This window comes from Sphingomonas radiodurans (assembly GCF_020866845.1).
GTDB lineage: Bacteria > Pseudomonadota > Alphaproteobacteria > Sphingomonadales > Sphingomonadaceae > Sphingomonas > Sphingomonas radiodurans.
Genome location: NZ_CP086594.1, coordinates 195,850 through 209,732, shown reverse-complemented (window position 1 = coordinate 209,732; position 13,883 = coordinate 195,850). Strand labels below are relative to the sequence as shown.

The following is a 13,883-nucleotide window of genomic DNA, read 5'->3' as shown; positions in this document are numbered from 1 at the left end:
TGAACCCGGAACGTCCGACTATCCGCGCTGATCCACGCCGGCGATGATCCGGCTGACCTCGTTCGCATCGAACGGTCGCAGATCGGTCATCCCCTCGCCGACGCCGATGGCGTGGATCGGGAGCCCGTAGCGTTCGGCCGCCGCGACCAGCACGCCGCCGCGCGCGGTGCCGTCGAGCTTGGTCATCACGAGGCCGGTGACGCCGGCGACTTCTTTGAACACCTCGATCTGATTGAGCGCATTCTGCCCGGTGGTCGCATCCAGCACGAGCACCACATCGTGCGGCGCGGCGGGATTGATGCGGCCGAGCACGCGGCGGATCTTGGCGAGTTCGTCCATCAGCTCGCGCTTGTTCTGCAGGCGACCCGCCGTGTCGACGATCAGCACGTCGATGCCCGTCTCGGTCGCCTTCTTGACTGCATCCCAGACGACGCCAGCGGCATCTCCGCCCTCCGGGCCGCTGACGATCGGCACGCCGACGCGTTGCGCCCAGGTGGCGAGCTGGCCGATCGCGGCGGCGCGGAATGTGTCGCCGGCGGCGAGCATCACGCCGTAATCCTGCTCCATCAGCAAATGCGCGAGCTTTGCGATGGTGGTCGTCTTGCCCGAGCCGTTGACGCCGATGACGAGGATCACCTGCGGCCGCGGGAAGGCGTCGATCTCGAGCGGACGGGCGACTTGCGCGAGCACCTTCTCGACTTCTTCCGCCACGACGAGCCGGATGCCGAGCTCTTCCATGTTGCGCTCGAAGCTGCCCTCGGCGAGCCGGGTGCGGATGCGGCCAGCGGTTTCGGGGCCGAGATCGGAAGCGATCAGCGCTTCTTCGATCTCTTCGAGCTGCGCCTCGTCGAGCCGCGCCGTACCCAAGCCGGCAAGGTTGCCGACGAGGCGATCGGACGTGCGACGGAAGCCGCCGATGAGCTTGTCGTGCCAGGAGCGCTGGTCGGTCATACGAGATGTCCAATGAGATGATCGGCGGTGGCGGCGGTGATGCGCGCGGTCGCGATCGTGCCGATGGCCGGGACCGGGGTGTCGAGACGAACCTCCGCGAAGTTCGGAGCGTGGCCGCGGTCGCCGGGCTTTTCGATCACGATCGGCTGCGTCGTCCGGATTTGCCCCGCAAGCCACGTTGCGCGCCGTCGCGCGGCGGCTTCGCGCAGCCTGGCGGCTCGCTCGCGCGCCTGAACGACGGGCACTTGCGGCATGCGCGCGGCGGGGGTGCCGTCGCGCGGGGAGAAGGGGAAGACGTGTGCCTGGACGATGTCGCAATCGTCGAGCAGCGACAGCGTGTTGGCGAAGGCGGCCTCGTCCTCGGTCGGGAAGCCGGCGATCAGGTCGGCGCCGATCGCGATGTCGCGCTTCGCCTTCAGCCGCTCCACCATCGCCACCGCGTCACGGCGGGCGTGGCGGCGCTTCATGCGCTTGAGGATCAGATCGTCGCCGGCCTGAAGCGAAAGGTGGAGGTGCGGCATGACGCGCGGCTCGCCGGTGACGAGATCGAACAGTCGATCGTCGATTTCGATCGTGTCGAGCGAGGAGAGGCGCAGGCGCGGGAGTGTAGGTACGCCGACCAGAATTGCTTCAACAAGCGCGCCTAGCCCGTCCGCGTAGCTCGTGAGATCGACGCCGGTTAGCACCACTTCGTTCGCGCCTTGCTCGACGAGTGCTGCGATGTGCGCGACGACGGCGCCGACCGGCTCGGAGCGGCTGGGACCGCGGCCCTGCGGGATCGCGCAGAAGGTGCAGGCATGGTCGCAACCGTTCTGGACACCGAGGAAGGCGCGTGCGTGCGCCCGCGGCGGACGGCGATTGGGGAAGCCGCCCCAGGTGGCGGGCAGCAGCTTGGCAGCGTTGGGGACGATGCGATCGACTTCGGGCATGGCCGCGAAGGCGCGGCGATCCATTTCGGGCGCGCAGCCGGTGACGGCGATTTCCGCCGCTGGCCGATCGCGCCGGGCGCGCCGGATCGCGGCGCGCGTATGGCGCATCGCCTCGTTTGTCACGCCGCAGCCATTGATCACCACCATATCTCGATCCCCGACGAGCGAGCGGATCGTTTCGCTTTCGGCGAGGTTCAATCGGCAGCCGAGGGTGATGACATTGGGTAATGAGGACGCGAGCATGGCGGGCGATCTAGGGACAGAGCAGGCGATAGTCCACGATGCGGCGCCAGAGACGGTTGAGGATGCGGCGCGCGCGGTGCTCGACTTCTGGTTCGCGCTGACGCTGGAGACGCAATTCGCGCGCGATGAAGCGCTGGATGCTGAGATTACGGCGCGGTTCGGGACGTTGCGTGACGCGGTGTTCGCGACGCGCGCGGCGGCGTGGCGCGATACGCCGGACGATCTGCTCGCGGCGATCGTGCTGCTCGACCAATTCTCGCGCAACATTTATCGCGATTCGCCGCGGGCATTCGAGGCGGACGGGCTGGCGGTGGAACTGGCGTTGCAGGCGATCGAGCAGGGCTGGGAGGCGCGGTATGCCGAGGAGGAGCGGGCGTTTCTCTACATTCCGTTCATGCATGCGGAGGATGCGGCGCTGCAGCGACTGTCGGTCGAGAAGTTCACCGCGATGGGTGGCCCGAACGTGCCGTTTGCGCAGGGCCATGCCGAGGAGATTACCCGGTTCGGGCGGTTTCCGGCGCGCAACGCGGCGCTCGGCCGCGCAACGACGGACGCGGAGCGGGCGTTTCTCGACGGGTTGGCTGCTTAGAACCCTGATCGATCGGGGAAGCTACTTCCCGATAAACACCGCGTCGCGCTTCTCGAGCAGCGCGGCCACGCCCTCGCGGTGATCCTGGGTCGCGTGGCTGACGGCCTGCGCCGTCGAGGCTGAATCGAGCGCCTGATCGTAGGTACTCGTCTGTCCCTGGCGCAGCAGCGATTTGGTGAGGCGGAGCGAGTGCGGCGGGAGCGCGGCGATCTTGGTGGCGAGTGCGAGCGTTTCGTCCATCAGCGTATCGTGCGGCACGACGCGGCTGACGAGGCCCCAGTCGGCGGCGGTGGCGGCGTCGATCACATCGCCGGTGAAGAACAATTCCGCCGCGCGGCTCATGCCGATCGTGCGTGGGAGCAGCCACGACCCGCCGTCGCCGGGCACCAGTCCGAGCTTCAGGAACGTTACGCCGAACTTCGCCTTGTCGCTGGCGATGCGGATGTCGGCCATGCACGCGACGTCGCAGCCCAGGCCGATCGCGGCGCCGTTGACCGCGGCGATGACGGGCATGTCGAGCGAGAACAGCGCGCGGGCGATGCGGTGAATGTTGCGCTGGTAATGGCTGCGGATCGGCAGGCCGCCACCCGAGAACGGCCCTTCGGGATCGGCCATCTTCTTGATGTCACCGCCGGCGGAGAAGGCGCGGCCCTCGCCGGTGAGGATGACGCAGCGGATCGAGAGGTCGGCGTTGAGCGCGTCGCAGGCGGTGCGCACGGCCTCACCGTCTCCATCGGCGCCGAGCGCGTTCATCGCGTCGGGGCGATTGAGGCGCAGGATGGCGATCGGGCCGCGGATCTCGGTTGTGATGACTGACATTGATTGTCCTCTCTAATCGGAAATTGGGCCGCTCCGCTGGACTGCCCCTCTCCCAACCCTCTCCCCTGAAGGGGAGAGGGCTTTTTTTCAGCGTAGCCCGAGGCCTCTTGCGATGATGCCGCGCAGGATTTCGCGGGTGCCGCCGCGCAGCGAAAAGCTCGGCGAATTGAGCGTGATGCTGGCGAGAACGGCGACGAAGTCCGACGTCGACGCGGTGTCGGGTTCGGCGTCGACCAGCGCGCGGGCGATGTCGGGCAGATCCTGTTCGAAGGTCGCGCCGAGATCCTTGACGATGGCGGCGTGGGTGTTGGGATTCTCGCCTGCTTCGAGCATCGCCGCGACGCCGCGCGACAATCGCCGCAGCGTGACGAGGTGCGCGGTGAGGCGGCCGATCGCGAGCTGCGCGGCTTCACCGGGGGATGCCTGGAGCGCGCCGATCAGCTCGATCAGCAGCTGGATCGACGAGAGGAAGCGTTCCGGCCCGCTGCGCTCGAAGGCGAGTTCGCTCATCACCTGTTCCCAGCCGGCGCCTTCGGTGCCGATGAGCGCGGTTGAGGGGAGGAATGCGTCCTCGAAATGGACTTCGTTGAAATGGTGCTTGCCGGCGAGATCGATGATCGGGCGGATCGTGATTCCCTCGGTCGTCTTCAGATCGACGAGCAGCTGGCTGGTGCCGGCCTGGCGCTCGGCCGCGGTGCCGCTCGTGCGGCAGAAGAGGATCATGTAATCCGCTTCGTGCGCGCCGGTGGTCCACAGCTTCGTGCCGGTGACGCGCCAGCCGCCGTCGACCGGGACCGCGCGGGTGCGGGTGGCGGCGAGATCGGAGCCCGAATCGGGTTCGCTCATGCCGATGCAGAAGACGGTTTCGCCGGCAGCGACGCCGGGCAGGATCGCGGCGCGCTGTTCCTCGGTGCCGTATTTGAGCAGGCTGGGGCCGCTTTGCCGGTCGGCGATCCAGTGCGCCGAGACGGGTGCGCCGGCGGCGAGCGTTTCCTCGACGACGACATAGCGTTCGAAGGCGCTGCGCTCGTGCCCGCCATATTGCTTTGGCCACGTCATGCCGAGCCAGCCGCGTGCGCCGAGCTTGCGGCTGAACGCGCGATCGAAGCCGTTCCAGCTATCGGCGCGGGCGAGCGGCGCGCGATCGGCCAGCGTTTCGGCGAGGAAGGCGCGGACCTCGCCGCGGAGCGCCTCGGCGGCCTCGTGGCGTGGCGGGGTGGGGAAGCAGAGTGTCGTCATGCTGCGACCACCATTGGCCAATAGTTGGTTGGGCCGGCGTCGAGCGCGCGTTTGCCGAGCAGGAGCGTCCAGTGACGCTGCGTGCCGAATTCGTCGCGCCACGACCACAAGGCGGTGGTGAGGCGGTGCAGCGCGTGTTCGCGGGTGAAGCCGATCGCGCCGTGGAGTTGATGGGCGATGGCGGTGGCCTTGCTGGCTGCCTCGCCGATCCGGGTGCGGGCGACGGCGATGGCGAAGCTCAGGTCTCCGCCGTCGGCATAGGTGTCGGCGGCGTGATCGGCTGCGGCCGACGCTGATGCGACTTCGCCGGCGAGCTTGGCGATCTCCTGCTGGATCGCCTGGAACTTGGCGAGCGGGCGGCCGAACTGGACGCGGGTGGAGACGTGGTCGATCGTGAGCTCGAGCACGCGATCGAGTGCGCCGGCCATCTGCAACGCGCGCGCCAAGGCACCGAGTTCGAGCAGGGTCGGGCCATTGGAGGACATCGATCCTTCGGCTGAGCCTTCGAGCGCCAGTGTGTCGCGTGGCATGCCGGCGAGGTTCGTGTTCGTGGCGGTGCAGGCCAGTTGGCCGGTGCGATGCCGCGCGCCATCGGCGTCGTGGACCAGCGTCGTGGCGAAGCGGCCCCAGGCGATGCGCTGATCGCCGGCGGGGACGAGCGCGGCGGGGCCTTCCGCGAGCGGCAGGCCGGCCGCGGCGAGCGCGGCGTTGGCCATGATCGTTTCGGCGAGGGGGAGGGGCAAAGCGTGGCGACCGGTCTGGCGGATCAGCGCGAGTGCTTCGGGGACGGGCACGCCGAAGCCGCCGCTGTCTTCCGGCACGAGCGCGAGCGGGAGGCCGCTTTCCTCGATCGCAGCCCATGTGGCTGCGGGCCATGCGCCGTTTGCGTCCGCCAGCGTTTCGGCATGCGCGGCGAACAGCCGTTCGGCGGTGTCGGCGAGCATCGTGCCGATGTCGCTCACTGCCGTGGTTCCCGTGGCAACCGCATGGTTCCGATCCTCTCTGTTCTTGCACGTGCCGCTAAAGCAAGGGTGCGGGACTTGTCCACCAGCTGCGCGCGGATCGGCGCTGACGAGGGGCGGGGAGTGGTTCCCGATACGACTCCGCGATAGGGATAGCGCGATGCGTTTCCTCGCCACCTTGTTGCTCATGGTTTCGTTGCTGGCGGCGCCGGCAGCGGCGCAACCGCGCGGGCCGCTGGTGCTTGCAGCGGCGAGCCTGCAGGAGGCGTTGGGCGATGCGGCGACGGCGTGGGCGCGGCGCGGGCATGCTCGGCCGGTGCTGTCGTTCGCGGCCTCGTCTGCGTTGGCGCGGCAGATCGCGGCGGGGGCGCCGGCGGACCTGTTCGTGTCGGCGGATCAGGAGTGGATGGACGATCTAGCGGGGCGCAAGCTGCTGGTGCCGGGCACGCGCGCGGTGCTTGCGGGCAATCGGCTGGTCGTAGTCGCGCGGCCGGGGCAGCCGCTAGTGCGGGGCGCCAGGGGTGCGGCGCTCGGGCGATTGCTGGGTGGCGGTCCGCTGGCGATGGCGGACCCGGAGGCGGTGCCGGCGGGGAAGTACGGGCGCGCGGCGCTCGAGCGGCTGGGCGCCTGGACACTGCTGGCGCCGCGCGTCGTACGGGCGGAAAGCGTGCGCGCGGCGCTGGCGATCGTCGAACGCGGGGCAGCGCCATACGGGATCGTCTATGCGACCGATGCGCGGGTGACGCCGTCGTTGCGCGTGGCGGGCGTGTTCCCGCCGGGCAGCCACCCGCCGATCCATTACCCGATCGCGCGGCTGACCGCGTCGCGCCACCCCGAGGCGGAGGGGTTTCGCCGCTTCCTGCTTTCTGCGCCGGGCCAAGCGATCATCCGCCGCCACGGGTTCATCAAACGTTGAGCGACGAGATCGCGACGATCGTCCGGCTGTCGCTGCTGGTCGGCGGGGTGGCGACGGCGGGGACGCTGCCGATCGCCTTCGCACTGGCATGGTTGCTCGCGCGCGGGCGTTTTCCGGGCAAGATCCTTCTCGACGGCATTATCCATCTCCCGCTGGTCGTGCCGCCGGTGGTGACCGGCTGGTTGCTGCTGCTGGCCTTTGCACCGAACGGTGCGTTGGGCGGACTGCTCGAGCGGTGGTTGGGCGTGACCGTGCTGTTCCGCTGGACAGGTGCGGCGATCGCGGCGGGGGTGATGGCCTTGCCGTTGATGGTGCGCGCGATCCGGCTGTCGATCGAAGCGGTCGATCAAAGGCTCGAACAGGCGGCGCGGACGCTGGGCGCCGGGCGCTGGCGCGCGTTCGCGACGATCACGCTGCCGCTCGCGCTGCCGGGCGTGCTGGCGGCGGTGGTGCTGGGCTTCGCGCGGTCGCTCGGCGAGTTCGGCGCGACGATCACCTTCGTCTCGAACGTGCCGGGCGAGACGCAGACGCTGCCGCTGGCGATCTACGCCGCGCTCCAGCGGCCGGGCGGGGAGGCGGCGGTGTGGCAGCTGGCGGCGATTTCGGTAGCGATCAGCCTCGCGGCGCTCGTGCTGTCCGAGATGCTGGTGCGGCGACAGGGACGGCGGCTGCATGTCCTTTGACATCGATATCACCGTGCGGCGTGGCCAGGCGATCGTCGGCGCAGCGTTTGTGGCGGGGGCGGGCGCGAGCGTGCTGTTCGGGCCGTCGGGGGTCGGCAAGACGAGCGTGCTGATGATGATCGCTGGGTTATTGCGACCCGATCGCGGGCATGTGCGGGTTGCAGGACACGCGCTCTATGATGGTGACGCGCGGATTGACGTTCGCCCGGAGCGTCGGCGCGCTGGGGTCGTGTTTCAGGAGCCGCGGTTGTTCCCGCATCTCTCGGTGCGGCGAAACCTGCTTTACGGCGCGCGCGATGCTGCCCGGCTCGACGAGATCGCGACCACGCTCGACATTGCCGGGCTGCTCGATCGCTGGCCGCGGACCTTGTCGGGCGGCGAGGCGCGGCGGGTGGCGATCGGGCGGGCGTTGCTGAGCGATCCGGCGTTCCTGCTGCTCGACGAGCCGCTCGCGTCGCTCGACCGCGGGCGGCGCGAGGAGGCGATGCTGGCGATCGAACGGGTGCGCGACGAGCTTCGCTTGCCGATGCTGATCGTCACGCATGATCCGCACGAGGCGGAGCGACTGGGCGATCGCATCATCCCGATGTGACGTCCTGCGGATGATGCGGCACGAGGATCAGCGTGCGCCCCTCGACGCGCCACGATTTCAGCCGCGACAGGAAGTTCATGCCGAGCACGTCGGTGTTGCCGAAGGCGGGCGAGACGACGACCGGCACGCCGCGTGCGACGACGTTACCGAGGCGCAGTTCGTCGACGTCGGCGGTCTGCGCGCGGATCGTGCCGTTGGCGGTGCGCAGCAGCATCGGAAAGAGCGCGTCGCGCACATCCAGCCCGGCGGCGTTGGCCGTAGCGAGCGACAGCGCAGTCACGGTCGCGCCGCTGTCGATCAGCATCCGGCGCTTGATCCCGCCAAATTCCGCTGATGCCCAGAAATGGCCGTCGCTGCTCATGCGAATGCGAGTCTCCGCGCCGGCAACTTGCTGGCTCGAAAGATCGAGCATTTCGGCAACTCGGCCAAGGTACGGATCGAAGCGTTCGCGTTGCCCGAGCACCACTGCCAGCGCGCCGAGCAGCACGACCCACATCGCGATACTGACCAGCCGGCCGATCACGGGCATGCGGCGCAAGAGGCTGGCGATCAGCACGACGCCGAACAACAGCAGGATCATGGGCATGTACGGGGCGAGGTTGGCGAGCGCTGGCATCACAAGCATATAGGCACGGCGTGCGGTCTGCGCGATGCGCGACCCTAGATCACGCCAGCGGGATGTTAACCGTGTATGTTGAGGCGATCCCAACGCATTACCATCAGGTTGGGCAGCCGAGGCAGCAGAGGGCTGCGTCGTTGAGGGCCCGCCGGGACCAGGCGGAAGGTGGAATCGTCGCTGTCTTGCTCGCTTCAGGAGCAGGAAAGGACAATTCATGGCACTTCTCACCGGTACACTCGGCAACGACGAAATCGACGGCACGAACAACGCAGATCAGGTGCTCGCCTTGCTGGGCGACGACGTGGTCTACGGGCTCGGCGGCGCTGACATCATCGAAGGCAGCGTCGGCAATGATATCCTTTACGCAGCTACCGCCGGGCTTTGGCGCGACGGCGATCTCGACACCGTGCTTGGCGGCGCGGGCGACGACACGATCTATGGTTCGTTTGGCGATATCCTCGATGGCGGCACCGGGTTCGATCGCCTGTACTTGGATCTTGCGAACGCGACGGAGGGCCTAGACCTCGACTTTCGCCCGACGACCATCGGCATCGACCTGGGGCTGGGCGGCAGGACGCGGATTGACTTGTCGCTCGGTAAAGGCCGCCTCGCCAACATCGAAGTGGTCGATCGACTGATCGGCACCGACTTTTCAGACGTTCTGCGACTGGCGAACGCGAACAAGATCGGCAGCCAAGTGAATGCCGGCGGTGGCGACGACGTCGTGCGCAGCATTACCGGTGACAACCGCCTGTTCGGCGAAAGCGGAGACGATACGCTGACTGCCGGCAAGGGTGCGGACCGTCTCGAGGGGGGTGAGGGCGATGACCGGCTTACCGGCGGCCGGGGTCAGGATACATTGGTTGGCGGCGCCGGGCGGGACATCTTCGTCTTCAACGAGGGGGATTCGCATGCCGCGCGCATTAAGGCAGACGTGATCACCGATTTTTCGCACGCCGACCGCGATCGGATCGACCTGTCGCGGATCGACGCAATAGCCGGCACGGTCGACGTGGACGATGAGTTCACGTTCATCGGCGACAGCAAGTTCACCGGCGTGGCGGGCGAGCTTCGCTTTGCGCATGTCGGCGGGCAGACGTTCGTGGCGGGCGATGTGGACGGCGACATGCTGGCGGATTTCCAGATCTCGCTGAACGGCACGATCGATCTAGTCGCAGGCGACCTCAAACTCTGATCGTTGGCCGACACGAAGAAGGGGCGGTCCGTTGCCGGGCCGCCCCTTCTTTCGTTCGGCCTGTTGCGCCACGTCGTCCGCCGTCGGCAGCTATGCCGCCGTCGCGGTCCGCCGTGGCAGTCCTTGAATTGCTTGCGCAATCCAAGGCAGCCCGCACCTTAGCGCTTCGAGAACTGGAAGCTGCGGCGTGCCTTGGCGCGGCCGTACTTCTTGCGCTCGACGGTACGGCTGTCGCGCGTCAGGAAGCCGGCGGCCTTCACTGGTGCGCGCAGGATCGGCTCGTACTTGGTGATCGCCTGGCTGATGCCGTGCTTGACCGCGCCAGCCTGGCCCGAAAGGCCGCCGCCCTTGACGGTGCAGATCACGTCATACTGGCCTTCGCGCTCGGTGATGCCGAACACCTGGTTGATGACGAGACGCAGCGTCGGACGCGCGAAATAGGTGATCTGATCGCGACCGTTGATCGTGATCTTGCCCGAGCCCGGCTTCAGCCAGACGCGTGCGACGGCGTCCTTGCGGCGACCGGTGGCATAGGCGCGGCCGTACTTGTCGAGCTCCTGCTGACGCAGCGGCATGGTCGACACGACCGGCGCAGGTGCATCGAACGTAGTGCTTTCACCACCACCGGCCGGGGCGCCATCGGTCGTGGGCTGCGGTGCTGGCGTCTGGGTGAGCGAGGCGAGGTCGGAAAGCGACTGGCGGTTGTCGGACATTATGCACCCACCTTGTTCTTGCGGCTCATGCCGGCGATGTCGAGAGTCTCGGGGTTCTGCGCCGTGTGCGGATGCTCGGCACCGGCGAAGATACGCAGGTTGCGCATCTGCTGACGGCCCAGCGGATTGCGCGGGATCATGCGCTCCACGGCCTTCTCGAGCACACGCTCGGGGAAGCGACCGTCGAGAACCTTCTCGGCGGTGATCGCCTTGATGCCGCCGGCGTACCCGGTGTGCTTGTAATAGACCTTGTTCGCCAGCTTGTTGCCGGTGAACTTCACCTTGTCGGCGTTGATCACGATGACATTGTCACCGCAGTCGACGTGCGGGGTGAACGACGTCTTGTGCTTGCCGCGCAGGACGTTGGCGATCACGACGGCAGCGCGACCGACCACCAGATCGGTGGCGTCGACGATATGCCACTTCTTTTCCACTTCGGCGGGCTTGGCCGCCTTCGTGGTCTTCATCAGCGCCTTCATGGGCCTTGGACCTTTTCGAAAAACAAAGACGCCGCCCCAGTGAAGGTGCGGCGCGATGGAGGCGCTGTGACGGTGATGCGGCGAAAAGTCAACGTTTCCGCCGCTTCGGTGACGGGTATTGGGATACCGTGGGTTAGAAGAACAGCTTTCGGAAGCTCAGGCGGACCGAGCGGCCGAGCGGATCGAGCAGTGCGGGCTGATAGCCGATCGGGGTAACGCCGGTACCATCGCGCACGTCGAGCCGCTGATTTAGAAGGTTGTTCACCGCTAGCGTCACGCGCGCGCCGCGGAAGAACGGGGCTTTCTGCACCAGCGCACGCTGCTGACCCAGATCGGCGAAGATGCGCAGATTGGTGGTGAAGAAGGAGCCGAAGGCGAGGTCTTCCAGTGATGGCGTATCCGATGACGGATCTGCGGCGATGCTCGTGCGGCTTTGCCACGTGCCGTTCAGCCGCACGCCGAGGCCATTGCGGTTGTAGCCGGCGTTGAATTCGATCTCGTGGCGCGAACGCCCGCCGCGCGATCCGGTCGCCGAGCCGTCGAGGAGATCGAGCTCGGGCACGCCGGGACGGATCAGGATCGTGTCTTCGAGCCGCCAGGTGTGGAACACGCTGAGCTGGACGCGCCCCTGCCGGCCGCCGCCGAACCCGCCGCCGCCGCCACCACCACCGCCGCGGCGTCCGCCGAATCCGCCCTCACCACGGCCGCCCGGTCGCACGCCCGAGCTACTTGCCCCGTCGCCACCGCTGCGGCGCGCATCGCGGAAAGCGGCGCGGCGCTCTTCGATCTGTTCGGGGGTGAGCGGCTGGCCGTCTGGGCCGGTCGGCGGCGGGGCTTCGAGCGTTTCGGACCAGTTGAAGCCCCAGCGCAACTGGCGCTGGTTGCTGCGCGCGAAATTGACCGGTCGATTGTCGATGCGGAGCAGCGTGCCGGCACCGTCACGTTCGAAACGATCGGGGAAGGCGGCTTCGATCTCGGGCGAGGCGGTTGGGAAGCTCGCGATCGGATTGTCGATGCGGCTGTCGGTGAAATTGGCGAGCAACGTCAGATCGGTCTTGTCGATCGGCTTTACGGTCAGGCCGAGCTTGAGGACGCGGCGGCGATCGGGGCGCAAGGCCGCATTGCCGCCGTCGACCAGCGTCGCCTCGACCGTCTGCCCGGTGGTGAGATCGAGGACGCGGACGTTCGGCGTGACGATCGTCGGGTTGCCGAGCTGCTGGATGGTCGGCGCGCCTTCCTCGTGGTTGACCGATCCGATCAGCCGCACCGCCGTGATCGGGCGCCAGTTGAAGCCATAGCCAAGCGTCGCCAGCGTGCCGGCGTCCGACAGCTGGTTGATGGCGGAATTCACATTGGCCGACAGTGCACCGATCGGACTGTCGCGAAGCAGCGGCACATCGATGTTGGCCTCGCCGACGGCCTGGTCGCGCGATAGATCGGTGGTGGTGACGAGCCCGACGCGGCGCGTTTCGCTGGCGATGTCACGCAGCTGGAAGCCGGCACCCAGCGTCGTCGTCACCGCACCCGCGGGGAGATCGAACAAGGTGCCGTTGAGCGTCGCCTTACTCTCCACCGTTTCGGCGACCGATTCGGCACGGTCGCGCGATACGCCGCCGCCCAGGATGTCGCGGTCGGTAAGCGTGGTCGACCAATCGCGGGTGTAGCCGCCGTCGAGCGACCAGCGCCACTGCGACAGATCGCCGTTCAGCGCATAGTTGAGCGTGCCGGTGCGCGTGCGGCTGTTGCGGATCAGCGCCTGCGAGCCGTCTTCGGCGCCGCCGAGGCCGGCGCGGCTGTCCTGCCCTTCGAGTTCGCCGCTGAGCGTGGCCGAGATGTTGCCGAGGATCGTGCGGTTGTACGTGGCGTTGAGCTTTGCCGAGTCGCTGGCCGCGAGCAACGTGCGATCGGGATCGGCATCGATGACGTTTCGTTCGGTTTCGAACAGCGGATTGACGCGTTTGTATTCGCCGTCGAGGCTGAAGCGCGATCCGTTGCCCAGTCGCAGGAAGTTCAGATCCGCCTCGTGCGTTTGCTGCCCGCCGTCGGTGGCGAGCGCGGTTTCCGCCTCGGCGGTGACGGCCTGGAAGCGACGGCGCAGGACGATGTTCACTACCTTCTGATCGGGGCGGTAGCCGTATTTCAGTGCTACTTCCTCGGGCAGGATCTCGACGCGCTGGATCGCTTCGGGCGGCAGATCGCGGATCTCGCGGAAGCCGCTGATCCGGCGCCCGCCGAGCAGGACGACCGGAGCACCTTCGCCGCGGCCCTGGATGCTGCCGGTGAGCGGGCTCAATTCCTCGAGCAATTCGCCGATGTTGCTGGCGCCGTACGCGCGGATGTCGCGGCCGCTGAGCGTCACCTCGGGCGTAATATCGCCGACGACCGAGCCGGGCAGGCGGCGGCTGCCGGTGACGATGATGTCTTCCTCGCCGTCCAACTCCGCATCGGGATCGCCTGCTGGCTCTTGCGGCTCGGCGGGGGCTTGCGGCTCGGGGGCAACCTGCGCCGTGGCGGGTGCGGCGGCGGCGAGGAGCGATACGGCGGGCAGAAACCACTTGGACAAATCGGCGCTCCGGGATGGTGTCGGGGATGACCCGTTCTGGCGCCTCCTTGTCGATGCTTTGTCGCAGGGCCAGCGGTGTTTGGTCGCAAGATGTAACGCTCGGCGAGCGCGGCATTTCGGCCACAGGGCGACGATTGCAAAAAACGAATGTTGAGGAAGTTGAGGCTGTCGCGCGCTTTTTCTCCAACGGCGCGGTGAGGCGGCAGACGGCAGTCATGGTCCGAGAGAAACATGACTTTTCCAACATTTGAAGAGTTTGTTCGCGGCGGCGGTGCGAGCGGCGCCGTTGGGTGACGATCCGAGCCGAGCTGCAATGAGGCATTCAGGATTGAATAGCCTAGTGAAGCTTGTTGTCAGCTAAGTCCGGGAAGTGTTGGCATTGTATTCCAAG

Annotated in this window: 15 protein-coding genes; 6 read left to right on the top strand and 9 right to left on the bottom strand. The window is 67.5% G+C overall.

The genetic code is table 11. The features are described from left to right. Positions 1–18 precede the first annotated feature (18 nt). Together ftsY and LLW23_RS00925 are read right to left on the bottom strand one after the other, a co-directional pair. On the bottom strand, positions 19–951 hold the full coding sequence (gene ftsY / locus LLW23_RS00930; RefSeq protein WP_228946927.1) for a signal recognition particle-docking protein FtsY: 933 nt from the start codon (positions 949–951) through the stop codon (positions 19–21). Beyond that, positions 948–2,123 carry a MiaB/RimO family radical SAM methylthiotransferase gene (locus LLW23_RS00925; RefSeq protein WP_228946926.1) on the bottom strand — a complete coding sequence of 392 codons (1,176 nt, stop codon included), beginning with the start codon at positions 2,121–2,123 and terminating at the stop codon, positions 948–950. The genes ftsY and LLW23_RS00925 overlap by 4 nt, the downstream gene beginning before the upstream one ends. Between LLW23_RS00925 and LLW23_RS00920 the strand changes: the two genes are divergently transcribed. Further along, entirely contained in the window at positions 2,095–2,712 is a 618-nt protein-coding gene (locus LLW23_RS00920) for a DUF924 family protein (RefSeq protein WP_228946925.1), read from the top strand. The genes LLW23_RS00925 and LLW23_RS00920 overlap by 29 nt on opposite strands. A 21-nt stretch (positions 2,713–2,733) precedes the next feature. On the opposite strand, the gene LLW23_RS00915 is transcribed toward LLW23_RS00920, so the two are convergent. The 3 genes from LLW23_RS00915 to LLW23_RS00905 form a co-directional block, all read right to left on the bottom strand. Next, the gene (locus tag LLW23_RS00915; RefSeq protein ID WP_228946924.1) at positions 2,734–3,531 is read right to left on the bottom strand and encodes a crotonase/enoyl-CoA hydratase family protein; all 798 of its coding nucleotides are present in this window, start codon (positions 3,529–3,531) and stop codon (positions 2,734–2,736) included. Positions 3,532–3,618: 87 nt separating this feature from the next. Continuing rightward, positions 3,619–4,770 carry an acyl-CoA dehydrogenase family protein gene (locus tag LLW23_RS00910; protein ID WP_228946923.1) on the bottom strand — a complete coding sequence of 384 codons (1,152 nt, stop codon included), beginning with the start codon at positions 4,768–4,770 and terminating at the stop codon, positions 3,619–3,621. Beyond that, complete coding sequence (locus tag LLW23_RS00905; RefSeq protein WP_228946922.1) at positions 4,767–5,732, bottom strand: acyl-CoA dehydrogenase family protein; 966 nt, start codon at positions 5,730–5,732, stop codon at positions 4,767–4,769. The genes LLW23_RS00910 and LLW23_RS00905 overlap by 4 nt, the downstream gene beginning before the upstream one ends. A 160-nt stretch (positions 5,733–5,892) precedes the next feature. Between LLW23_RS00905 and modA the strand changes: the two genes are divergently transcribed. The 3 genes from modA to LLW23_RS00890 are packed head-to-tail and all read left to right on the top strand — an operon-like array spanning position 5,893 to position 7,923. Then, on the top strand, positions 5,893–6,648 hold the full coding sequence (gene modA, locus LLW23_RS00900) for a molybdate ABC transporter substrate-binding protein (RefSeq protein WP_228946921.1): 756 nt from the start codon (positions 5,893–5,895) through the stop codon (positions 6,646–6,648). Beyond that, a complete protein-coding gene (gene modB / locus LLW23_RS00895) occupies positions 6,645–7,331 on the top strand; it encodes a molybdate ABC transporter permease subunit (RefSeq protein ID WP_228946920.1) in 687 nt (228 codons plus the stop codon). The genes modA and modB overlap by 4 nt, the downstream gene beginning before the upstream one ends. Further along, positions 7,321–7,923, top strand: coding sequence for an ATP-binding cassette domain-containing protein (locus LLW23_RS00890; RefSeq protein WP_228946919.1), 603 nt, complete (start codon positions 7,321–7,323; stop codon positions 7,921–7,923). The genes modB and LLW23_RS00890 overlap by 11 nt, the downstream gene beginning before the upstream one ends. Here LLW23_RS00890 and LLW23_RS00885 read toward each other — a convergent pair. Beyond that, complete coding sequence (locus tag LLW23_RS00885; protein ID WP_333473785.1) at positions 7,910–8,548, bottom strand: retropepsin-like aspartic protease family protein; 639 nt, start codon at positions 8,546–8,548, stop codon at positions 7,910–7,912. The two genes, LLW23_RS00890 and LLW23_RS00885, sit on opposite strands and share 14 nt — an antisense overlap. A 208-nt stretch (positions 8,549–8,756) precedes the next feature. Here LLW23_RS00885 and LLW23_RS00880 point away from each other — a divergent pair, with 208 nt between their 5' ends. Beyond that, positions 8,757–9,737, top strand: coding sequence for a calcium-binding protein (locus tag LLW23_RS00880; RefSeq protein WP_228946918.1), 981 nt, complete (start codon positions 8,757–8,759; stop codon positions 9,735–9,737). Positions 9,738–9,895: 158 nt separating this feature from the next. Here LLW23_RS00880 and rpsI read toward each other — a convergent pair whose 3' ends face one another. The 3 genes from rpsI to LLW23_RS00865 form a co-directional block, all read right to left on the bottom strand. Beyond that, complete coding sequence (gene rpsI / locus LLW23_RS00875; protein ID WP_228946917.1) at positions 9,896–10,450, bottom strand: 30S ribosomal protein S9; 555 nt, start codon at positions 10,448–10,450, stop codon at positions 9,896–9,898. Then, positions 10,450–10,929: a 50S ribosomal protein L13 gene (gene rplM, locus LLW23_RS00870; protein WP_228946916.1), complete on the bottom strand. Its 480-nt coding sequence runs from the start codon at positions 10,927–10,929 to the stop codon at positions 10,450–10,452. The genes rpsI and rplM overlap by 1 nt, the downstream gene beginning before the upstream one ends. A 133-nt stretch (positions 10,930–11,062) precedes the next feature. Continuing rightward, a complete protein-coding gene (locus tag LLW23_RS00865) occupies positions 11,063–13,492 on the bottom strand; it encodes a TonB-dependent receptor (protein ID WP_228946915.1) in 2,430 nt (809 codons plus the stop codon). 26 nt (positions 13,493–13,518) lie between these two features. Here LLW23_RS00865 and LLW23_RS00860 point away from each other — a divergent pair, with 26 nt between their 5' ends. After that, positions 13,519–13,743 (top strand): hypothetical protein, encoded by a 225-nt coding sequence (locus tag LLW23_RS00860; RefSeq protein ID WP_228946914.1) that lies wholly within the window; start codon positions 13,519–13,521, stop codon positions 13,741–13,743. The last annotated feature ends 140 nt before the right edge of the window (positions 13,744–13,883 follow it).

Coding starts and splice junctions, on each gene's coding strand:
- ftsY (WP_228946927.1), bottom strand. CDS start 951: ATGACCGACCAGCGCTCCTGGCACGACAAGCTCATCGGCGGCTTCCGT.
- LLW23_RS00920 (WP_228946925.1), top strand. CDS start 2,095: ATGACATTGGGTAATGAGGACGCGAGCATGGCGGGCGATCTAGGGACA.
- LLW23_RS00925 (WP_228946926.1), bottom strand. CDS start 2,123: ATGCTCGCGTCCTCATTACCCAATGTCATCACCCTCGGCTGCCGATTG.
- LLW23_RS00915 (WP_228946924.1), bottom strand. CDS start 3,531: ATGTCAGTCATCACAACCGAGATCCGCGGCCCGATCGCCATCCTGCGC.
- LLW23_RS00910 (WP_228946923.1), bottom strand. CDS start 4,770: ATGACGACACTCTGCTTCCCCACCCCGCCACGCCACGAGGCCGCCGAG.
- modA (WP_228946921.1), top strand. CDS start 5,893: ATGCGTTTCCTCGCCACCTTGTTGCTCATGGTTTCGTTGCTGGCGGCG.
- LLW23_RS00890 (WP_228946919.1), top strand. CDS start 7,321: ATGTCCTTTGACATCGATATCACCGTGCGGCGTGGCCAGGCGATCGTC.
- LLW23_RS00885 (WP_333473785.1), bottom strand. CDS start 8,548: ATGCTTGTGATGCCAGCGCTCGCCAACCTCGCCCCGTACATGCCCATG.
- LLW23_RS00880 (WP_228946918.1), top strand. CDS start 8,757: ATGGCACTTCTCACCGGTACACTCGGCAACGACGAAATCGACGGCACG.
- rpsI (WP_228946917.1), bottom strand. CDS start 10,450: ATGTCCGACAACCGCCAGTCGCTTTCCGACCTCGCCTCGCTCACCCAG.
- rplM (WP_228946916.1), bottom strand. CDS start 10,929: ATGAAGGCGCTGATGAAGACCACGAAGGCGGCCAAGCCCGCCGAAGTG.
- LLW23_RS00860 (WP_228946914.1), top strand. CDS start 13,519: ATGACCCGTTCTGGCGCCTCCTTGTCGATGCTTTGTCGCAGGGCCAGC.